This window comes from Aurantimonas sp. 22II-16-19i (assembly GCF_002088275.1).
Lineage (GTDB): Bacteria > Pseudomonadota > Alphaproteobacteria > Rhizobiales > Rhizobiaceae > Jiella.
The window spans coordinates 308681-328818 of record NZ_AQQS01000001.1; the positions used below are offsets into that span (position 1 = coordinate 308681).

Sequence of the window (20138 nt, forward strand, 5' to 3'; positions counted from 1 at the left end):
AACATTGGGTTAAGTATTTTTTATGGAACGTCTGCTTTGCTGATCGGAACGAAATGGGAGATCGTTTCGGATGAAGGCGACGAAACAGCACCGGGACTTCGCAATCCGTCTCATGGAGCATCTGGTCGTGCCGACCTTCGTCCTCGACGAAACCGGGCACGTCCTGATCTGGAACCGATCCTGCGAGCGGCTGACCGGGATCGAAGCCCGCGACGTCATCGGCACCAGGGACCACTGGAAGGGCTTCTACACCGAACAGCGCGCCTGCCTGGCGGATCTGGTGATCCGCAACGCCGCCGAAGAGATCGGCGACCTCTACATGGTCGACTGCTCGACCGAGCCCGATCGCGGGATCTATTCCGCGGAGAACTGGTGCCATCTGCCGACCGCCGGCGGCCTGCGCTACCTCGCCATCGACGCCGGGCCGATCCATGACGAGGCAGGCCGACTGATCGCGGTGGTCGAGACGCTGCGCGACATCACCGTCCAGAAGGAGGCCCAGGACAAGCTGGAGGTCCTCGCAAGGCAGGATTCCCTGACGGGAATTCCCAATCGCCGGCTGTTCGACGAATACCTCGTCGGCGAATGGCGGATCGCCACGGCGACCGACCGGCACCTCGCCTTGCTGATGATCGATATCGATCACTTCAAGGCCTATAACGACACCCTCGGGCATCTGGCCGGCGACGTCTGCCTCCAGCAGATCGCGAGGATCGTCTCCAACGAGACCCGCCGCGACTGCGACGTCTGCGCCCGTTACGGCGGCGAGGAATTCGCGGTGATACTGCCGCGAACTGACCTTGCGGGCGCGCTCGTCGTCGCCCGCCGCATCACCAAGGCGGTCGCGAAAGCGAAGATCCGCAATCCGGGAGTGGGCAAGGGCGCCAATCTGACGCTCAGCATCGGCGTCGCCTCCTATGACAAGCAATGCCGGCCGGAGACCCCCATCGAGCTCCTGGCAGCCGCCGACGCCGCGCTCTATGCGGCGAAGGACGGCGGGCGGGCCCGCGTCCACGCCTGGCGGGAGAAGCTGGCGGCGTAGCGCGCAAAGCCTGACGCCTGCCTCCCCTTGCAAGGTCAGGCGAGGCTCCGCGTCTTTCGCCGCCCTCGCCTCAGGACGTCGGGATGGCCTGCGGCTCGGCCACGGGAGCGCCTTGCGGCGCGGGCACCGTCGCGGGCTTGGCGGCAGGCTGCGCCTTCACCGCCGGAACATGGCCCGGCGGCCCGTAGATCTTCCGCTCGAGATCGACGCTGTAGCCGTCGATGAGCTGCTGGTCGACGAGCGCCTTTTCCTGCATCAGCGAGATCGCCGCGCCGACGATCCCGTTGATCGCGCCATCCTGCACCTGGTTGAAGGCCTGCGTCTTCAGCGGATTGCCGGCAAGATCGGCGATGGTGATTTCGGTTCCGAGGGTATTGGCGCTGCCGACCAGGACAGACATGACGGCATTCTTGTAGGCGACCCTCTGGATCTCGATGTTCACCGTCGACGGCTTGCCGGCCGGGTCCTTGCCGACGATCTTCTGGCTGACCGCCGCCTGCAGCCGCGGGCCGATTTCGGTCTCGCTCTTGACCGTCGGGGCGGTCGTCACCGTCACGCGCTGGATGTTCAGCGGTCCCGTCTCGTCGACGATCGGTTTTGCGCAGCCGGCCAACAGAACCACGACGGCAATGACGCAATATTTCAACGAACTCATTTCGGCATTTCCCTCCGAAGACTTGCAGGATGCAGTCCTGCGTAGAGGGAGATCGCGGTTTGCGGCAATGTGGCGGGCCGGAAAAGTTAAGAAATCCTTGCGGTGACGCGAAGATCGGTGACCTTTCGACAGTCACCGCGTGATTTTCGCAACAGCTTGGCGTTGCAGTCTGCCAGCGGCGGTCGAATCGGCCGCGCCTCAGGTCTGTTCCGTCATCGGCGAATGCGCCGCCAGCACCAGCGTCGCCGCCTGCATCTCCTGCCGGCGCCTTTCGCGCAGCGCCATCGCCTCGTCGTCGGCGCCCCACTGCTCGATGTTCCAGTCCTCCTCGAGATTGGCGAGCGCCCAGGCCTCCTCGGCGGGCAGCCGGCCATCGGCGACGGCCAGCGCCAGCAGCGCCGAACCGGTCAGGGTGGTGACCTGGTGGAGCGCGGCGACGCCGAAGCCTTCGTCGAAACGCTCCAGATGCGCCTTCACCGCGGCCAGCGACGCCTGCGGCTGGGCGACGTGCATCACCCCCTCGGCGAGCAGGAACCGCGCCCCCAGGCGCTCCTCGGCCCAGGCGAGGAGCGGATCCCACAGCTCGCGCTGGCGCGTCACCAGCCGCTCCGGCGCATCCGCCCGGTAGAACAGCATGTCGGTCTCGGCGAAGCGGCCGATCTCGGCGCGCACCGGCCCGGGATCGGCGAGGACGCCGTCGAGGATGGTGTTGACGAGCCGCGTCACCGGCATGGTCGCGGGATCGATGCGCTCGCTCTGCCCGTCCCACTCCCTGGCGATCGCCTCGGCGACGTCCCTCGCCGGCACCGCGAGCGACCGACGCGCCGGCGTCTTCACCGGCCGCCCGTCGAGCAGGACGGCATGGCCGGCCGCGGTCTCGGCGACGGCGACTTCCCGGTAGAAGCGCTTGGGAAGCTCCGGGCGGGCGAAGGGCTGGTTGTTCGACATGAAAAGAGCCTCTTTCGAAGAGATCCGGGACAGGCGGCGCGCTCGGCGGCTCGTCCCTTTCCTATCGGCGTTGCAGCGGTCAGGCGGCGAGGAACCGGTCGAGCGAGCGCGCCAGGGAGACGACGTCGGACGCGATCTCGTCGGCCCCCGCGCCGCGCATCAGCGCCACCGAATGGCTGCCCCAGTCGACGCCGATCGCCCGCGCCCCGGCCGCCTTCGCCATTTCCATGTCGAAGGTGGTGTCGCCGACGACGACGGCATGCCCGGCCGGGATGCCGAATTCGGCGCAGCATTCGGTGACCATCGCCGGATGCGGCTTCGACGGGCAGTCGTCGGCGGTCCGCACCGCATGGAAGCAGTCGGTCAGGCCATGATGGGCGGTCAGCGCCGCGACGCCCCGCCGGGACTTGCCGGTGACCATGCCGACGAAGACGGCGTCGCGCGCGGCGAGCTCCCGCACCAGCTCGGCCATGCCGGGAAACAGCGCCTCGGTGAAATCCTCCCGCGCCCGCTCGGCGCGGTATTCGATCCGGTAGCCTTCCGCCACGGCCCGGACGCTCGCCTCGTCCAGCGACGGGCGCAGCGCATGCACGGCCTTGTCGAGGGAGAGCCCGATGATCGCCCGGGTCGCCTCCGGCGCCGGCGGCTCCAGATCGAAGCGGCGGAAGGCCTGCTCCATGATCCTGCAGATCAGCCCGGCACTGTCGGCGATCGTGCCGTCGCAGTCGAAGAGAACGGCCTTCATGGTGGGCTCAGTCCCCGAGCTGGGCTTCGTCGAAGCCGAACAGGTTGAAGGTCTGCACCATGTGCGGCGGCAGCGGCGCGACCTGGTCGATCACCCCGCCGGACGGATGCGGGATCACGATCCGCCGCGCATGCAGGTGCAGCCGCTTCTGGACGCCGCCGGGAAACTCCCAGTTGGTGTCGTGCTCGAAATATTTCGGATCGCCGAGGATCGGGTGGCCGATATGGGCGGCATGGACGCGCAGCTGGTGGGTGCGCCCGGTATGGGGCTGCATCTCCAGCCAGGCGAAGTTCTGCGCCAGCTGGTCGATCACCCGGTAGTGGCTGAGGGCGTGGTCGGCCCCGTCGTCGCCATGCTTGCCGACGCGCATCCGGTCGCCGTCCGGCGTCTGCTCCTTGACGAGATAGGTCGAAATCCGCCCGTCATGGGGCACCGGCACGCCCTTGACGATGGCCCAGTAGTGCTTCTGCGTATCGCGCTCGCGGAACGCCTTGGTGAGCGATATCGCGGCGCCCCGGGTCCGCGCCACAACCAGGATGCCGGTGGTGTCGCGGTCGATGCGGTGGACGAGCCGGGGCTTCTCGCCCTTCTTGTTGCGCCAGGCCTCGAGCATCTGGTCCATGTGGCGCACGATGCCGGAGCCGCCCTGCACCGCAAGGCCTGCCGGCTTGTTGAAGACGAAGACCTTGTCGTCCTCGTAGATCAGCATCTTCGACAGGACGTCGGCGTCCTCCCGGTGCTTCATCGTGTTGGCGGTGAGCGGCCGCGTGTCCAGGCTCTTGGCGTCGCTGCCGACCGGCGGGACGCGGATCATCTGGCCGGGCTCGACGCGGGTGTCGGATTTCGCCCGGCCGCCATCGACGCGGATCTGCCCCGAGCGCAAGAGCTTCTGCAGGTGGCCGAAGCCGAGGCCCGGATAGTGAAGCTTGAACCAGCGGTCGAGCCGCAGCCCCGCCTCGTCCGCCTCCACCCGTTTCTGCTCGACCGTCGCCATGTTCTTGCACGCCTCGTTCATCCGGCCGGCCCGGGCCGACGCGCATCGCGCGCCGCCCTTCGCCGGTCCTCAAGCCCGTCTCCTAATGAAAGCCGGGACAATGGGCAATGAATGGCGGCGAATTGGCGTGATTTGACCTTACCGGGGCGCGGCAAAATGCAGAAAGGGCGCCGTCGCCGGCGCCCTTTCCGTCTCGTCCTGTTGCGTCTCGTTCAGCGATCGAGCGCCTTGACGATGTCTTCGACCATCTTCTTGGCGTCGGCCAGAAGCATCATCGTGTTGTCCTTGTAGAACAAGGTGTTGTCGATGCCGGCATAGCCCGAGCCGAGCGACCGCTTGATGAACAGGCAGGTCTGCGCCTGGTCGACATTGAGGATCGGCATGCCGTAGATCGGCGAGGTCTTGTCGTCGCGGGCCGCCGGATTGGTCACGTCGTTGGCGCCGATGACGAAGGCGACGTCGGACTGGGCGAATTCCGAATTGATGTCGTCGAGTTCGAAGACGTCGTCATAGGGAACGTTCGCCTCGGCGAGCAGCACGTTCATGTGGCCGGGCATGCGGCCTGCCACCGGATGGATGGCGTATTTGACCGTGACGCCCTCTTCCTTCAGCTTGTCGGCCATCTCCCGCAGCGCATGCTGGGCCTGGGCGACCGCCATGCCGTAGCCCGGCACGATGATCACCTTCGAGGCGTTCTTCATGAGATACGCCGCGTCGTCGGCCGAGCCCTGCTTGATCGTCCGGTCGCCCATGTCCTGCGCCCCGGCGGGGCCGGAATCGCCCCCAAAGCCGCCGAGGATGACCGAGACGAAGGAGCGGTTCATCCCCTTGCACATGATGTAGGAGAGGATCGCGCCCGACGAGCCGACCAGAGCGCCGGTGATGATCAGCGCCAGATTCTGCAGGGTGAAGCCGATGCCCGCCGCCGCCCAGCCGGAATAGGAGTTCAGCATCGACACGACGACCGGCATGTCCGCCCCGCCGATGGGGACGATCAGGAGGACGCCGAGGGCGAGCGAGACGAGGACGATCAGCCAGAAGACGAGGTGGCTCTCGGTGACCGCGAACCAGACCACCAGCACCACCAGCAGGACGCCGAGAGCGATGTTGATGGCGTGGCGGGACGGCAGCATGATCGGCTTGCCGCTCATCCGCCCGTCGAGCTTGAGGAAGGCGATGACCGAGCCGGTGAAGGTGATGGCGCCGATGGCGACGCCGATCGACATTTCCACCAGCGCCTGGCCGTGGATCGCGCCGACGGCGCCGATGCCCATGGATTCCGGCGCATAGAGCGCGGCCGCCGCGACCATCACGGCGGCGAGGCCGACGAGGGAATGGAAGGCGGCGACGAGCTGCGGCATCGCCGTCATGGCGATGCGCCGGGCGATGACCGCGCCGGCGGTGCCGCCGATGGCGATGCCGACGACGATGAGGGCGAGCCCGCCGAAGGACGGGCCGGCAAGCAGCAGCGTGGTCAAGACGGCGATCGCCATGCCGACCATTCCCATGACGTTGCCCTGGCGGCTGGTCGTCGGATGGGAGAGGCCCCGGAGCGCCAGGATGAACAGGACGCCGGAGACGAGATACAGGAACGCAGCGGTGGATTCGGACATGATCTCTACCGCCTCACTTCGTCTTTTTCTTGTACATCGCCAGCATGCGCTGGGTGACCAGGAAGCCGCCGAAGATGTTCACCGAGGCGAGAATCAGCGCGATGAAGCCGAAGGTGGTGGCCAGCCCCGAGGCCGACAGGCCGACGGCGAGCAGGGCGCCGACGACGATGACCGAGGAGATCGCGTTGGTGACCGACATCAGCGGCGTGTGCAGCGCCGGCGTCACCTGCCAGACGACGTAGTAGCCGACGAAGATCGCCAGGATGAAGATCGCGAAGTGGAAGACGAAGGGGTCCGTCCCCGTATGCGCGGCCACGGCCACGGCATCGCCCATCCCCTCGCCGATCATCCGCTCGACGCCCTGGCGCGCCTGGCTGATCGCGGCGCCCGCCTCGTTGAGCCGTTGCAGCGTGTCCTGCGCGGTGTCGTTGCCCATCAGTTGCCTCCCCCGGCAGCTCGTTCCTGTGCTCCGGCAGCGGCGTCCGGCGCGGCCTTGGTCTCTGCGCCACTCCCGGCGACTGCCCCGGCCGTAGCCTCGGCTCCGGCGGGTGCGAATCGCGGATGCACCACCTTGCCGTCCCGGGTCAGCAGCGTCGCCTTGACCAGCTCGTCCTCGAAGTCGATCGCCAGCGCGCCGGTCTCCTTGTCGAGCATCGTCTCGAGAAAGGCCGACAGGTTCTTGGCATAGAGCAGCGACGCGCTGGCCGAGATCCGGCCCGAGACGTTGGTATAGCCGATGATCCGCGCCGGCCCGGCCTCGACGATCTCGCCGGCCTTCGAGCCCTCGACATTGCCGCCGCGCTCGACCGCGAGGTCGACCAGCAGCGAGCCGGGACGCATCGACGCCACCATGTCGGCGGAGACGAGACGCGGCGCCGGACGGCCCGGGATCAGCGCCGTGGTGATGACGATGTCCTGCTTGGCGATGTGGGCGGCGACGAGCTCGGCCTGCTTGGCCTGATACTCCTTCGACATCTCCTTGGCGTAGCCGCCGGCGGTCTCGGCCGCCTTGAACTCGTCGTCCTCGACGGCGACGAACTTCGCGCCGAGGGATTCGACCTGTTCCTTGGTGGCCGGCCGCACGTCGGTCGCCGTCACCACCGCGCCGAGGCGGCGGGCGGTGGCGATCGCCTGGAGGCCGGCGACGCCGACGCCCATGACGAAGACCCGGGCGGCGGGAACCGTGCCCGCCGCGGTCATCATCATCGGGAACGCCCGGTCGAACTCGTGGGAGGCGTCGATCACCGCGCGGTAGCCGGCGAGATTGGCCTGGGAGGACAAGACGTCCATCACCTGGGCCCGGGTGATGCGCGGCATCAGCTCCATGGCGAAGGCGAGGATGCCGGCCTCGGCCATCCTGCCGAGCGCCGCCTCCTCGCCATAGGGATCCATGATGGCGATGACGATCGCGCCGGACCGGTAGGACGAGAGCTCCTCGTCGCCGGGTCGGCGCACCTTCAGGACGACGTCGGCCGACGCCGCATCGGCCGCGCTGCCGATCGTCGCGCCGGCGCTCTCGAAGGCGGCGTCGGTGATCCGCGACGCGGCGCCAGCGCCGCTCTCGACGACGATCTCGGCGCCCCGCCCGGTCAGTTTCTTGATGCTATCCGGGGAGGCTGCGACGCGCGTCTCGCCGTCGGTCCTCTCCTTCGGAACGAAGATCTTCATGTGGCTGTCCCTCCCCCTGCCAGCTCAAGAGCTCCCGTGCCGGCCGCGTCGCCCCGCTGACGCGGGGCCGGGCCGCACGAGGCTCAGCGCAGGGCGAACCAGCCGATGGCGAGAACGACGATGAAGCCGAGAAGCGACGTGATCACGCCGCTGCCCATGATCAGGCCGAGCATCATCCCGACGAGCAGCGCGACCAGGAAGACCGAGCCCCATTTGAACATGCCGACGAAGAGCGCGTAGGTCTTCTCGTGCTCCGGATAGTCCATCTCGGCGGCGTTCGTCGTGTCGATCTTCAATTCCCCGGCCATGGCAGCCCTCCCATCCTGTCAATCCCCCGGACATACACGAAAGCGCGCGCCGCTGGCAACGCGCTCTGCGCACGAGGCGGATGCGCGCCGCCGGCGCCGTTCCTCACGGGTAGAGGCGGACGATGTCCCAAGGCGCGTCGAGCGAATCGCGGGTGAAGACGATGCGATCGTGCAGGCGGAAGGCGCCGTCCTGCCAGAACTCGATCGACAGCGGCATCAGCCGGAAGCCGGACCAGTGGGGCGGACGCGGGATCTCGTCCTCGGCGTATGTCGCATCGAGTCGATCGACCTCCGCCTGGAGCTGTGCCCGGCTCTCGAGCGGCCGCGACTGCTGCGAGGCCCAGGCGCCGAGCCGGCTGACCCTTGGACGGCTGGCATAGTAGGCGTCGGCCTCGGCCTCGGTGACCACCTCGACGGGCCCGCGCAGGCGCACCTGGCGGCGCCGGCTCTTCCAGTGGAAGCACATCGCCGCCTTGCGGGTGGCCAGCAGCTGCCTGCCCTTGGCGCTCTCGAAGTTGGTGTAGAAGGCAAAACCCCGCGCGTCGACGCCCTTGAGCAGGACCATGCGCACGTCCGGCAGGCCGTCCGTGTCGACGGTGGCGAGCGAAAGCGCGTTCGGGTCGTTCGGCTCGCTGTCCGCGGCCTCCCGCAGCCAGCCGTCGAAGAAGGCGAAGGGGTCTGATCCGACGGCGGTTTCATCGAGTCTTAAGGGTTGTTCGGTCATCTGTGATACTGCCTCGGAGGTCACGGCGCGGCGACGATTCGCCGGGCCGAACGAAATATGAGATCGATGCTGCGATACAACACGGTTTGGCTCTTGGCTTTGACGGCAGGTCTCGGCGGCTGTGTCGTCGCGGGGCCCAGTGTCGAGGACACCCTCCTCGATCCGACCGTCACAGGGTCGGTCGCGCCGCAGCCGGCGCCGGACCCTGCGGCAGGCGATATCGATGTCGTATCGGACCGCCGGATCGTCCGCAACGCGGTTTCCGCGGCGGACATCGACGCGGCCGCCGACAAGGGTGCCGGTCGCTACGCCTGGTCCAATCCCGAAACCGGTTCGAGCGGCGTCATCACCACGCTCAGCCAGGAGCGCCAGGGCGACAACATCTGCCGCTCCTTCGAGACGTCCCGCCAGCGCTTCGACGGGATCGCGCTCTACCAGGGCCGGGCCTGCGCGGTCGGAGCCGGGGAATGGGCGCTGATCGAATTCACCAAGCGCTGAAGACCCGGGAGCGCTGCCGACCCGCCCGATTCGCCGGGTCCATGACCCGCAATCCCCGCAACCCCAGCGACTGCGCGAGACCACCGGACGCGCGGAGCGCCCGCTGCGCCGACACGATCGCCGTGGCCGGAACAGCGCCGGCTTCCACCAAAAAGCTGCCGGAATGACGAAGCTGCGTCGGGACGATCTTCAATTTGCCCGCCCCAGTCGTCATATAGGAGGCGATTGCGACGGTGCCGGACGCGCCGTCCCCGCCATTCATGCCCATCTGAAGGAACTGACAGCCTATGCGCGATCCCTACGCCGTGCTCGGCGTCGCGAAGTCGGCGAGCGAAAAGGAGATCAAATCGGCCTTTCGCAAGCTGGCGAAGAAGTATCATCCGGACGCCAACTCCAACGATCCGACTGCCGCCACCCGCTTCAACGAGGCCAACCAGGCCTATGAGATCATCGGCGACAAGGAAAAGCGCGCCCAGTTCGACCGGGGCGAGATCGACGCCGACGGCAAGCCGAAGTTCCAGGGCTTTGCCGGCGCAGATCCGTTCGGTGCCGGCGGACCGTTCGCCGGCGGCAGGTCGCGGCCGGGCGGCTTCGAGTATCGCTCCTCCACCAAGGCCGAGGACTTCGACGCCGACAGCATCTTCTCCAGCCTGTTCGAAGGGGCCTTCGGCGGCGCCGGCGCCAAGCGCCCGTCGGCGAAGGGCGGCTTTTCCGGCGCCCGCAGCGGCGCCTCGAAGGGCGCCGACATCACCGCCGAGCTGACCATCGGGCTCGACGACATCGTCTCGAACGAAAAGGTCGAGGTCGCCTTCGCCTCCGGCAAGAAGCTCGCCATCCGCCTGCCGATGGGCGTCGAGGACGGCCAGACGATTCGGCTGCGCGGCCAGGGCCAGGCCTCCCCGGGACTGGGGGACAGCCCGGGCGACGCGCTGATCACCATCCGCATCGCGCCGCATGGCCGCTTCAAGATCGAGGGGCGGGACCTGCGCTGCAGCGTCGACGTGCCGCTTCGCACCGCGGTCCTCGGCGGCCGGCTCGAGGTCGAGACGCTGGACGGCCGGGTGGCACTCAACGTTCCGGCCTGGACGAATTCCGGCAAGACCTTCCGGTTCAAGGGCAAGGGCCTCACGACGAAGGAGGGCGGCCGGGGCGATCTCTACGTCAAGGCGGAGATCCAGCTGCCGCAGGGCGACCGCGAGCTCGAGGCACTGATGCGCGAGCGCTCGAGGGAGCCGGCGGCGGGCTGAGCGGGCCTGCCGCGGCCCGAGCGCACTCCCCGGGGGATGCCGACCCGGGAAGCCCCGGCGTGCTTGAAGCCCCCTCACCTCTGTGCCATACCGCCGCCGCAAGACGATTTCGGCAAGGACCCACTGGAGGATAGCGCGCCATGGCTGCATCGAACGGTCTGATGGAAGGCAAGCGCGGCCTCGTGATGGGGGTTGCCAACAACCGTTCGATCGCGTGGGGCATCGCCAAGGCTCTCGCCGACGCCGGTGCCGATCTGGCGCTGACCTACCAGGGCGACGCCCTGAAGAAGCGCGTCGCGCCGCTCGCCGACGAACTCGGCGCCTTCCTCGCCGGCCATTGCGACGTCACCGACGATGCCACCGTCGACGCGGTGTTCGCCGAGGTCGAGGCGCGGTGGGGCAAGCTGGACTTCGTCGTCCACGCCATCGCCTTCTCCGACAAGGACGAGCTCACCGGCCGCTACGTCGAGACGAGCCGGGAAAACTTCCGCAAGACCATGGACGTCTCGGTCTATTCGCTGACCTCGATCACCGCGCGGGCCGAGAAGCTCATGGGCGGTGGCGGTTCGATCCTGACGCTGACCTATTACGGCGCCGAGAAGGTGATGCCGCACTACAACGTCATGGGCGTCGCCAAGGCCGCACTGGAGGCCTCGGTGCGCTATCTCGCGGTCGACCTCGGCAAAAAGGCGATCCGCGTCAACGCCATCTCCGCCGGGCCGATCAAGACGCTGGCGGCCTCCGGCATCGGCGACTTCCGCTACATTTTGAAGTGGAACGAGTACAACGCGCCCCTGAAGCGCACGGTGACCATCGACGAGGTCGGCCAGTCGGCGCTCTACCTCCTGTCCGACATGTCGCGCGGCGTCACCGGCGAGGTCCACCACGTCGATTGCGGCTACCACACGGTCGGCATGAAGGCCGTCGACGCACCCGACATCTCGGTCGTCAAGGACGACTGACTGCGCATGAACGAGGGGCTTCGCCCCGCCTTTTCCATGGATTGAACCGGCAATCGGTCGGTCGCGGCTGCCCTGTCCGGGCCCTGCGATGCGGTCATGCCAGCGCGGGATGAGCCGAGGATGAACCAGGAACTGCTGCTCGCCAAGCCGGAACTCTTCATCTGCCGGCACGGCCAGACCGACTGGAACGCCGAGGGCCGGCTGCAGGGCCAGGTCGAGGTTCCGCTGAACGACACCGGACGCGCGCAGGCCCGGCGCAACGGACGCCATCTCCATGCGGTGCTGGGCGATCGGGCCGGGGACTTCGCCTTCCTCGCCAGCCCGCTCGGCCGGGCCTCCGAGACGATGCGGATCATCCGCTCCGAACTCGGCCTCGACCCGGACGACTTCCCCACCGACGAGCGCCTCGTCGAGCTCGACTTCGGCGGCTGGGGCGGCGCGACCATGGAGGAGATCGCCGAATTCGACGCCGAGGGCATCAGGCGCCGCAAGAAGGACAAGTGGGGCTTCGTGCCGCCCGGCGAGACGGCGGAATCCTACGCCATGCTCGCCGAGCGGGCCCGGCCGGTCTTCGAGGCCATCGAGCGCCCGACGATCCTCGTCGCCCATGGCGGCATCACCCGCTCGTTCCTGGCGCTCTACACCGGTCTCGACGGCCAGGAAGCGGCGCGCATCGACATCCCGCAGGACCAGATCCTGCATGTCGCGAACGGCCGCGCCGCCTGGGTGTGACCCCGGCTGCCGCCCGGCCTGGCCGCGACGCTTGATTTCTCCCTCCCGCCGTCGGACCCTTGATGCCATGAACACGATTCGATCCGTCTGCGTCTATTGCGGCTCCTCCGCCGGCAACAGCCCCTCCTACATCGCCGCCGCGGAGAGCCTCGGCGCCGGCATGGGGCGGGCCGGCCTCGAGCTCGTCTATGGCGGCGGCACTCGCGGCATCATGGGCGCCGTCTCCGACGCGGTGCTGGCCGCCGGCGGCAAGGTCACCGGCATCATCCCGCGGTTCCTCATCGACATGGAGGCGACCGAGCGCGAGCTGCAGCGGCTCGACGAGCTGATCGTCACCGAGGACATGCACGAGCGCAAGCACATCATGTTCCAGCGCTCCGACGCCTTCGTGGCCCTGCCCGGCGGCATCGGCACGCTGGAGGAGCTGGTCGAGATCATGACCTGGAGCCAGCTCGGCCGGCACGAGAAGCCGGTGGTGATCGCCAATGTCGACGGGTTCTGGAACCCCCTCGCCCGGCTGTTCGAACACATGCGGGAGGAAGGCTTCCTGCATTCGGCCGACAAGCTGAAGCCGCTGGTGATCGACCGCGTCGAGGACATCGTTCCGACGCTGATGAAGCACGGCCTCAGCGACGGCGGCGAGGGCCGCGAAGAGATCATCGAACGGATGTGATGGCCCCGGACGGCGGGGAGCCTCGGTCGCGCTAGCGGGGTCCGGAGGTCAGCGACCCTGGACGCTGTGCCGCTCCACTGCACGGCCAGCCCACCAGGCGGCGATCCGCCTGCGCCGCCGGAACGCGACGATTCCTGTGACGAGGGCCGTGTCGAGCCCGATGCCGGCCGCCAGCATCGCCGGCAGCCTGTCCGGCTCGACGCCAAGCAACTCGCCATAGACCAGGAAGACGCCTTCGTTCAGATCCCGCGAGAGATAGACGCCCCCGAAGGTCCGGCCGACATCGGCCAGCGACAGGAAGTACCAGCCGAAGGCGGCGACGAGTGGCGTGAACCAGAGGATCAGCAGCGCGCGCATCAGCGGTTGTCGGGATCGTTGCCGTCGCGGCGGTTGCGTTCCAGGATCGCCGCCCGCTTGGCTTCTTCCAGATGCGCCATCACCGCCTCGAAGGTGGCGTCGCCCTCAGGATCTTCCCGGTCGGCGATGATGTGGTCGAAGAGGAGCGCCACGAAGCCGAGGGCGATGAACAGGGTCACCAGCGGCCCCTCGCCGAACATCGCGGCCGCCGGCGATCCCGAGAGCGCCAGCGCGGCATAGAACCCGAACAGCGCCGAGAAGGTCGCCGCCGCGAAGGGCTCGGCGATGCGCTCTTGGACACTCACCAGCTGCAGCACGCCCGCGATGCTGACCGCGAAAGCGATGGCGAGGGCGAGCAGCACGGCCGCAAGGCCGACGAGGTCCTGCTGCGGGACGCCGAGCACGGGAAACTGCGCGCCGGCCAGGAGGTCGGCGCCGAACGATCCGAACAGAACCTGCGACAGGCCCGCCTCATGGGCGCAGCGCACGGCGGAGACGGCGCAGAAGCCGGCCCAGCCGGAAAGGGCGAATACGGAAGCGATCCGTTGCGTCACCGAAGTGCTCCGTCAGCGTGGTTACCAATCGGTTAACGCAAGTCTCGCCCTTTGGTTTGCTGCCGGCAACTCATTCCGCCCGACATGCTTAACGGCCCCGCCCTCGCAGGCCTTCGCGGCGACCCGCTGCGCCGCCTCAGCGCAGGGGCGGATAGAGATCGTCGATGATCGCCCGCAGGTCGTGCCGCAGATCCACCACCCCGTAGGTGTGGCTGAAGACGCCGCCGAGCCGCGTCTCGGCGAAGGCGGCGGCGATCGGCCCGAGGCCGAGCCGCCTGAGCGTCCCGGCGGCGGCGGCCAGCGCCATCTGCTCGGCGAGCAGCCGGCAGGCGCCCTCGTCCGACACCACCATGGCGACGGCGGCGCGCAGGACGTCCGGCGTGCGCCCGGCCATCTCGCCGAGATCCGCCTCGATCGTCGCGATCACCGTCTCGAAGGCGTCGGGATCGCGCTTCAGCACCCGCAACAGGTCGAGGGCGACGACATTGCCGGAGCCCTCCCAGATCGCGTTGACCGGCGCCTCCCGGTAGGCCCGCGCCAGCCGCCCGTCCTCGACATAGCCGTTGCCGCCGAGGCACTCCATCGCCTCGTAGGCGAAGGCCGGCGCCAGCTTGCAGACCCAGTATTTCGTCACCGGCGTCATCACCCGCGCCCAGGCCCTTGCCTCGCCATCGCTGTCGTCATTGTCCCGCCGGTCGAGCGTCTCGGCGAGACGGAAGGCGAGCGCCGTCGCCGCCGTCGAATCGAGGGCGAGGTCGCCGAGGACGCGGATCATCTGCGGCTGGTCGATCAGGAACTTTCCGAAGACCTGGCGCTCGCGGCAATGATGGACGGCTTCGCGCAATGCCCCGTGCATCAGCCCGGCGGAGGCCAGCGCGCAGTCGACGCGCGTCAAGGTGACCATGTCGAGGATGGTGGCGACCCCCCGCCCCTCCTCGCCGACGAGCATCGCCTCCGCCGCGACGAATTCGACTTCGGAGGAGGCGTTCGAGCGGTTGCCGAGCTTGTCCTTCAGGCGCTGGAAATAGAGGCCGTTGAGCGAGCCGTCGGGGCGCCGGCGCGGCATCAGGAAGCAGGTCGGCCCGGCGTCGGTGTTGGCGAGCACCAGGAAGCCGTCGCACATCGGCGCCGACAGGAACCATTTGTGGCCGGTGATGGCGTAGCGCCCGTCGCCGAGCGGCTCGGCCCATGTCGTGTTGGCCCGCACGTCGGTGCCGCCCTGCTTCTCGGTCATGCCCATGCCGAGGGTGAGGCCGGCCTTCTCCAGCGGCGGCTTGACGCCGGGATCGTATTGCCGCGAGGCGATCAGCGGCAGCCAGGCCGCCTTCAGCGCCGGCGCCGCGGCGAGCGCCGCGAGCGCCGCGGACGTCATGGTGACGGGGCAGAGATGGCCGCATTCGACGCCGGCGGTCATGACGAATCGCGCCGCCCTCGCCTGGTGGCGGATCCCCGCCTCGCCGTCCGGCCCCTGCCAGATCGAGGCCGTGAGACCTTCGGCGATCGAGCGGCGCATCAGCGCGTGATAGGCGGGATGGAAGTCGACCATCTCCAGCCGGTGACCCTTCTCGTCGAAGCGCCGCAGCGCCGGCTTTTCCGAATTGGCGAGCCGGGCGAGGTCGTGGGCCTCGTGCGAGCCGCAGAACCGGCCGTGCTGGTCGAGGGAGACGATCACGTCGGCCGGGAACGACGCCGTCAGGAGCTTCAGCAGCGGATCGGAGCGGTAGGCGTTGAAGCCGGCATAGTCTGAGGACTGGTTGAACACCGCGTGGGTGGCGACGTGGTTCGCATCCATGTCTCGCTGCCTCGTCATGCAATTGCGGCGGCGCGTTGTTGCCGCGGTTTCGACAAACCCTTATAGCCCTCGTTCGTCATGATCGCACCCGCTCAAAGCTCCCCGTCCCGTCGCCATCTGCTTGGCATTGCCAATCTTTCGCCCCAGGACATCACCGCCCTCCTCGATCTCGCCGAGGCGGAGGTCGCCGTCTCCCGGCAGACCGAGAAGAAGAAGTCGGTCCTCAAGGGCCGGACCCAGATCAACCTGTTCTTCGAGGCCTCGACCCGCACGCAGGCCTCGTTCGAGCTGGCCGGCAAGCGGCTCGGCGCCGACGTGATGAACATGTCGGTGGCGAGTTCCTCGGTGAAGAAGGGCGAGACCCTCATCGACACCGCGATGACGCTCAACGCCATGCAGCCGGATATCCTCGTCGTGCGGCACCATTCGGCCGGCGCCGTCGCGCTGCTCGCCCAGAAGGTCGCCTGCTCGGTGGTCAATGCCGGCGACGGCGCCCACGAGCACCCGACCCAGGCCCTCCTCGACGCCCTCACCATCCGCCGTCACAAGGGCCGCATCGCCCGGCTGATCGTCGCCATCTGCGGCGACGTCCTGCACAGCCGCGTCGCCCGCTCCAACATCCTCCTCCTCAACGCCCTCGGCGCCGAGGTGCGCGTCGTCGCCCCCTCGACGCTTCTGCCGAGCGGCATCGAGCAGATGGGCGTCAAGGTTTTCCGGCGCATGGACGAGGGCCTGAAGGACGCCGACGTGGTGATGATGCTGCGGCTCCAGCGCGAGCGCATGGAGGGTGCCTTCGTCCCCTCGGTCCGGGAATATTTCCGCTATTTCGGCCTCGACGCGGCCAAGCTCGCCTATGCCAGGCCCGACGCGCTGGTGATGCATCCCGGCCCGATGAACCGCGGCGTCGAGATCGCTTCGGAGATCGCCGACGGCCCCAACAGCGTCATCGAGGAACAGGTCGAGATGGGGGTCGCGGTCCGCATGGCGGTGATCGAGACGCTGATCGGAACCTCGCCGGAGGGACAGTCGTGATGGCAACTCCGCTCGTTTCACCGCTCGTCCCGCCTCTCGTCATCGAGAGGGCCCGCATCGTCGATCCCGCCCGGCGGCTCGACGCCGTCGGCACCGTCGTGGTGATCGACGGCCGCATCGCCGCCGCCGGTCCGGAGGCCCTGAACCAGGGCCGCCCGGAGGGCGCCACGGTGATCGACGGCTCAGGCCTCAGCGTCATCCCCGGCCTCGTCGATGCGCGGGTCTTCATCGGCGAGCCCGGCGGCGAGCACCGCGAGACCATCGCGTCGGCCTCCCGCGCGGCTGCCAGCGGCGGCGTCACCTCGATCCTGACCATGCCGGACACCAATCCGGTGATCGACGACGTCGCCATCGCCGAATTCGTCATGCGCACCGCCCGCGACACCGCCCTCGTCAACGTCTTTCCCGCGGCGGCCCTCACCAAGGGCCTCGCCGGCCGGGAGATGACCGAGATCGGCCTCCTCGCCGAGGCCGGGGTGAAGGCCTTCACCGAGGGCCGCAAGACCCTGGCGGACCCCGCCCTGATGCGGCGGATCATGACCTATGCCCGCGACTTCGGCGCCATCGTCATGCACGAGACCCAGGATGCGGCGCTCGCCGGCAACGGCGTCATGAACGAGGGCCTCTACGCCTCCTGGCTGGGCCTGCCCGGCATCCCCGGAGAGGCCGAGCTGATCCCGCTGGAGCGCGACCTGCGCCTCGCCGCCCTCACCGGCTGCCGCTATCACGCGGCGAAGATCTCGCTCGGCGAATCGGCGGCCGTCGTCAGGGCCGCCAAGCGGCGCGGCCTCGCCGTCACCGCCGGCGTCTCGGTCAACCATCTGTCGCTGAACGAGAACGACGTCGGCCAGTACCGCACCTATTTCCGCCTCTCCCCGCCGCTGCGCCGCGAGGACGACCGGCTCGCCATGGTCGAGGCGCTGGCCGACGGCACCCTCGACATCATCGTTTCGTCCCACGACCCCCAGGACACCGACGACAAGCGTCGCCCCTTCGCCGAGGCCGAGGCCGGCGCGATCGGGCTGGAGACGCTGCTGCCGGCGGCGCTGAGGCTCCACCATTCCGGCGCGGTGCCGCTGATGCGGGTGATCGAGGCGATGACCGCCGCTCCGGCCGAGCTCCTCGGTCTCGACCGCGGCACGCTGAAGCCCGGCGCCCCGGCCGATCTCGTCCTCGTCGATCTCGACCGGCCCTTCGTCTTCACCGAGGATCGGATCCGCTCCCGGTCGAAGAATTCCGCCTTCGAGAACGCCCGCTTCGAGGGACAGGTCTTGCGGACGCTGGTTTCGGGCCGCACAGTCTTCGAGGCGGCCGACTAGGGCCGCGGGCAGGCGACCGCCCGCGGTTGCGGTTGTCCGATGATGTCCGAAACGACGAACTGCCCTGTCGCCGACGCGCCTGATGCGCCCGGCGAGACGATCGAACGGGAGAGACCGCTTGCTGGACGTTGCGTCCCTTGATGTTTTGTGGGTGATCGCCTGCGCCGCCGGCGGGTATCTGTCCGGCTCGATCCCCTTCGGCCTCGCCCTCGGCTATCTCTTCGGCCTCGGCGATATCCGCACCATCGGCTCCGGCAACATCGGCGCGACCAATGCGCTGAGGACCGGCAACAAGGCGATGGCGGCGCTGACGCTCCTCGGCGACGTCCTCAAGGGCACCGTGCCGGTGGCGCTGGCGCTGGCCTATCTCGGCCCCGTCTACGCCGCCATCGCCGGCGTCGCGGCGTTCCTCGGCCATCTCTTCCCGGTCTGGCTCCGCTTCAAGGGCGGCAAGGGCGTCGCGACCTATCTCGGCGTCCTCCTCGGCATCGCGCCGATCGGCGTCGTCGTCTTCGCCATCGTCTGGCTGTCGACCGCCTATCTCACCCGCTATTCCTCGCTGGCGGCGCTCGCGGCGACGCTCCTCGTCCCGATCGCCTATGTCTTCCTCGGCTATCCGGCGGCGGCCCTCCTGACGGCGATCCTCACCGTGCTCGTCTATGTCCGCCACCACGCCAACATCCGCCGGCTCGTCGCCGGCAGCGAGCCGAAGATCGGGGCGAAGAAGGCGTGACACCCGTGCGGACCGCTCGCCCCCGACAGGATCTGCGGCCACGACGGCCGGTTTCCGAACGGGGCGCGGGGGCCGCGCCATGAGCCTTCCCGCCGCGCCGCGGCGCGGCGTCGTCTTCACCGAGGAGATGCGCCTCGCCTGGCTGCGGCTGATCCGCAGCGAGAATGTCGGCCCCGTCACCTTCCGCGAACTGATCAACCGCTACGGCAGCGCCGCCGCCGCCCTCGAGGCCCTGCCGGACCTTGCGGCGCGCGGCGGCAGGCGGATCGTCGTCTGCGGCGAGACTGCCGCCGCCGAGGAAATGGCCCGGGCGCAGAAACTCGGCGCCCGCTTCGTCTGCCTCGGCGAGCCGGATTATCCGAGGCATCTGCGAACCGTCGATCACGCGCCGCCGGTGCTCGCCCTGATGGGCGACGCCGGATGCTTCGACAGGCCGGCGCTCGCCATCGTCGGCGCCCGCAACGCCTCGCTGTCCGGCATCAAGCTCACCCGCATCTTCGCCACCGGCGTCGGCAGTGCCGGTTTCGTCGTCGTCTCCGGCCTTGCCCGCGGCATCGACGCCGCCGCCCACGACGCGGCGCTCGCCACCGGGACGGTCGGCGTCTTCGCCGGCGGGCTGGACCGTCCCTATCCGCAGGAAAATCGGCCGCTGATGCGCCAGATCATCGACCATGGCGGCGCCCTGGTGTCGGAGATGCCGTTCGGCTGGACGGCGCGCGCCATCGACTTTCCCCGCCGCAACCGGCTGGTCGCGGGGCTGTCCCTCGGCCTTCTGGTGGTGGAGGCGGCGCTGCGGTCCGGCTCGCTGATCAGCGCCCGGCTGGCCGGCGAACTCGGCCGCCTGGTCTTCGCGGTTCCCGGCTCGCCGCTCGATCCCCGCGCGGCCGGCGCCAACCGGCTGATCCGGGACGGGGCGATCCTCGCCTGCGAGCCCGCCGACGTCCTCGAGGCGCTGACGCCGCTGGCCGAGCGGGCCGACGGATCGGAAGACGGGTCCCTGGACGAGCCCGCCCGCGACGGTCCGCCGCTCGAGGGCCTGCCCCTCGAGGCAACAGGCGACGAGCCCGTCCGCGGCGAGCGCGAGCGGATCGTCGAGACCCTCGGGCCCACCCCCGTCGCCATCGACGAGATCATCGCCCATACCGGATCGAGCCCCGGCATCGTCCAGCTCGTGCTCCTGGAGCTCGACCTCGCGGGCCGGCTGGAGCGCCATCCCTCCGGCATGGTGTCGCTGCTGCTGTAGCCCGGGCCGCAAGGCCGGGACGGGTCAGCCGGGCCGTCCGGACGCCTTGCCGCCGGAGCTTTCCTCGAGCCGCGCGAGCCGCTCGTCGACTTCCAGCTTCCCCATGTCGAGAAAATAGAGGAGCATGTCCCCTTGGGCGACACCTGACACAACCTTGAGCTGCTCAAGCATGTCGCGGACATATTCGAGATTTTCGCGGATTTCGCCGGTTCTGCTGCTCATCGCCCCTAAACTCGCTGGAGCCCCCGAATTGCTGTCGCGGAAAGGACAAGGGCCATGACGTTTTCAACTCATGGCGA

General features: G+C 68.8%; 24 protein-coding genes. 10 read left to right on the forward strand and 14 right to left on the reverse strand.

All coding sequences use genetic code 11. From position 1 onward, the window contains the following. Positions 1-70: 70 nt before the first annotated feature. On the forward strand, positions 71-1042 hold the full coding sequence (locus tag ATO4_RS01430; RefSeq protein ID WP_139802184.1) for a diguanylate cyclase: 972 nt from the start codon (positions 71-73) through the stop codon (positions 1040-1042). Positions 1043-1112: 70 nt separating this feature from the next. Here the strand turns inward: ATO4_RS01430 and ATO4_RS26805 are convergent, their stop codons facing one another. The 9 genes from ATO4_RS26805 to pdxH form a co-directional block, all read right to left on the reverse strand. Next, positions 1113-1697 carry a hypothetical protein gene (locus ATO4_RS26805; protein ID WP_139802185.1) on the reverse strand — a complete coding sequence of 195 codons (585 nt, stop codon included), beginning with the start codon at positions 1695-1697 and terminating at the stop codon, positions 1113-1115. Positions 1698-1895: 198 nt separating this feature from the next. Then, a complete protein-coding gene (locus ATO4_RS01445; RefSeq protein WP_083589595.1) occupies positions 1896-2645 on the reverse strand; it encodes an ATP12 family protein in 750 nt (249 codons plus the stop codon). Positions 2646-2724: 79 nt separating this feature from the next. After that, on the reverse strand, positions 2725-3390 hold the full coding sequence (locus ATO4_RS01450; RefSeq protein WP_083589596.1) for an HAD-IA family hydrolase: 666 nt from the start codon (positions 3388-3390) through the stop codon (positions 2725-2727). Positions 3391-3397: 7 nt separating this feature from the next. Next, positions 3398-4384 carry an RluA family pseudouridine synthase gene (locus ATO4_RS01455; protein ID WP_083589834.1) on the reverse strand — a complete coding sequence of 329 codons (987 nt, stop codon included), beginning with the start codon at positions 4382-4384 and terminating at the stop codon, positions 3398-3400. 212 nt (positions 4385-4596) lie between these two features. Further along, positions 4597-5997: an NAD(P)(+) transhydrogenase (Re/Si-specific) subunit beta gene (locus ATO4_RS01460; RefSeq protein WP_083589597.1), complete on the reverse strand. Its 1401-nt coding sequence runs from the start codon at positions 5995-5997 to the stop codon at positions 4597-4599. 13 nt (positions 5998-6010) lie between these two features. Continuing rightward, the gene (locus tag ATO4_RS01465) at positions 6011-6433 is read right to left on the reverse strand and encodes a proton-translocating transhydrogenase family protein (RefSeq protein ID WP_083589598.1); all 423 of its coding nucleotides are present in this window, start codon (positions 6431-6433) and stop codon (positions 6011-6013) included. Beyond that, the gene (locus ATO4_RS01470) at positions 6433-7665 is read right to left on the reverse strand and encodes a Re/Si-specific NAD(P)(+) transhydrogenase subunit alpha (RefSeq protein ID WP_083589599.1); all 1233 of its coding nucleotides are present in this window, start codon (positions 7663-7665) and stop codon (positions 6433-6435) included. Before ATO4_RS01470 ends, ATO4_RS01465 begins: the two co-directional genes overlap by 1 nt. An 83-nt stretch (positions 7666-7748) precedes the next feature. After that, on the reverse strand, positions 7749-7973 hold the full coding sequence (locus tag ATO4_RS01475) for an aa3-type cytochrome c oxidase subunit IV (protein WP_083589600.1): 225 nt from the start codon (positions 7971-7973) through the stop codon (positions 7749-7751). 103 nt (positions 7974-8076) lie between these two features. Further along, positions 8077-8697: a pyridoxamine 5'-phosphate oxidase gene (gene pdxH / locus ATO4_RS01480; protein ID WP_083589601.1), complete on the reverse strand. Its 621-nt coding sequence runs from the start codon at positions 8695-8697 to the stop codon at positions 8077-8079. A gap of 66 nt (positions 8698-8763) precedes the next feature. On the opposite strand from pdxH, the gene ATO4_RS01485 reads away from it, so the two are divergent. Next, positions 8764-9195: an RT0821/Lpp0805 family surface protein gene (locus ATO4_RS01485; protein ID WP_176222816.1), complete on the forward strand. Its 432-nt coding sequence runs from the start codon at positions 8764-8766 to the stop codon at positions 9193-9195. Here ATO4_RS01485 and ATO4_RS01490 read toward each other — a convergent pair. Continuing rightward, positions 9182-9463 (reverse strand): hypothetical protein, encoded by a 282-nt coding sequence (locus ATO4_RS01490; protein WP_083589603.1) that lies wholly within the window; start codon positions 9461-9463, stop codon positions 9182-9184. The two genes, ATO4_RS01485 and ATO4_RS01490, sit on opposite strands and share 14 nt — an antisense overlap. A gap of 19 nt (positions 9464-9482) precedes the next feature. Between ATO4_RS01490 and ATO4_RS01495 the strand changes: the two genes are divergently transcribed. The 4 genes from ATO4_RS01495 to ATO4_RS01510 all read left to right on the forward strand — a co-directional run bounded on the left by ATO4_RS01495 (position 9483) and on the right by ATO4_RS01510 (position 12809). Next, positions 9483-10442 (forward strand): DnaJ C-terminal domain-containing protein, encoded by a 960-nt coding sequence (locus tag ATO4_RS01495; RefSeq protein WP_083589604.1) that lies wholly within the window; start codon positions 9483-9485, stop codon positions 10440-10442. A gap of 140 nt (positions 10443-10582) precedes the next feature. Next, positions 10583-11404 carry an enoyl-ACP reductase FabI gene (gene fabI, locus ATO4_RS01500; RefSeq protein WP_083589605.1) on the forward strand — a complete coding sequence of 274 codons (822 nt, stop codon included), beginning with the start codon at positions 10583-10585 and terminating at the stop codon, positions 11402-11404. A gap of 120 nt (positions 11405-11524) precedes the next feature. Next, positions 11525-12136 (forward strand): histidine phosphatase family protein, encoded by a 612-nt coding sequence (locus tag ATO4_RS01505; protein WP_083589606.1) that lies wholly within the window; start codon positions 11525-11527, stop codon positions 12134-12136. Positions 12137-12203: 67 nt separating this feature from the next. Further along, positions 12204-12809, forward strand: a complete 606-nt coding sequence (locus ATO4_RS01510; RefSeq protein WP_083589607.1) for a TIGR00730 family Rossman fold protein — start codon at positions 12204-12206, stop codon at positions 12807-12809. Positions 12810-12857: 48 nt separating this feature from the next. Here the strand turns inward: ATO4_RS01510 and ATO4_RS01515 are convergent, their stop codons facing one another. The 3 genes from ATO4_RS01515 to ATO4_RS01525 all read right to left on the reverse strand — a co-directional run bounded on the left by ATO4_RS01515 (position 12858) and on the right by ATO4_RS01525 (position 15512). Beyond that, entirely contained in the window at positions 12858-13166 is a 309-nt protein-coding gene (locus ATO4_RS01515; RefSeq protein WP_083589608.1) for a DUF6105 family protein, read from the reverse strand. Then, a complete protein-coding gene (locus ATO4_RS01520) occupies positions 13166-13720 on the reverse strand; it encodes a hypothetical protein (protein ID WP_083589609.1) in 555 nt (184 codons plus the stop codon). Before ATO4_RS01520 ends, ATO4_RS01515 begins: the two co-directional genes overlap by 1 nt. Positions 13721-13856: 136 nt before the next feature. Then, entirely contained in the window at positions 13857-15512 is a 1656-nt protein-coding gene (locus ATO4_RS01525; protein WP_245308507.1) for an acyl-CoA dehydrogenase family protein, read from the reverse strand. 78 nt (positions 15513-15590) lie between these two features. On the opposite strand from ATO4_RS01525, the gene ATO4_RS01530 reads away from it, so the two are divergent. The 4 genes from ATO4_RS01530 (at position 15591) to dprA (ending at position 19839) form a co-directional block, all read left to right on the forward strand. After that, entirely contained in the window at positions 15591-16544 is a 954-nt protein-coding gene (locus ATO4_RS01530; protein ID WP_083589611.1) for an aspartate carbamoyltransferase catalytic subunit, read from the forward strand. Further along, positions 16544-17863, forward strand: coding sequence for a dihydroorotase (locus ATO4_RS01535; protein WP_083589612.1), 1320 nt, complete (start codon positions 16544-16546; stop codon positions 17861-17863). Before ATO4_RS01530 ends, ATO4_RS01535 begins: the two co-directional genes overlap by 1 nt. A gap of 118 nt (positions 17864-17981) precedes the next feature. Beyond that, the gene (gene plsY, locus ATO4_RS01540; RefSeq protein WP_245308508.1) at positions 17982-18596 is read left to right on the forward strand and encodes a glycerol-3-phosphate 1-O-acyltransferase PlsY; all 615 of its coding nucleotides are present in this window, start codon (positions 17982-17984) and stop codon (positions 18594-18596) included. 79 nt (positions 18597-18675) lie between these two features. Beyond that, entirely contained in the window at positions 18676-19839 is a 1164-nt protein-coding gene (gene dprA, locus ATO4_RS01545; RefSeq protein ID WP_083589614.1) for a DNA-processing protein DprA, read from the forward strand. 24 nt (positions 19840-19863) lie between these two features. On the opposite strand, the gene ATO4_RS01550 is transcribed toward dprA, so the two are convergent. Further along, a complete protein-coding gene (locus ATO4_RS01550; protein WP_083589615.1) occupies positions 19864-20061 on the reverse strand; it encodes a hypothetical protein in 198 nt (65 codons plus the stop codon). Between the last annotated feature and the right edge of the window lie 77 nt (positions 20062-20138).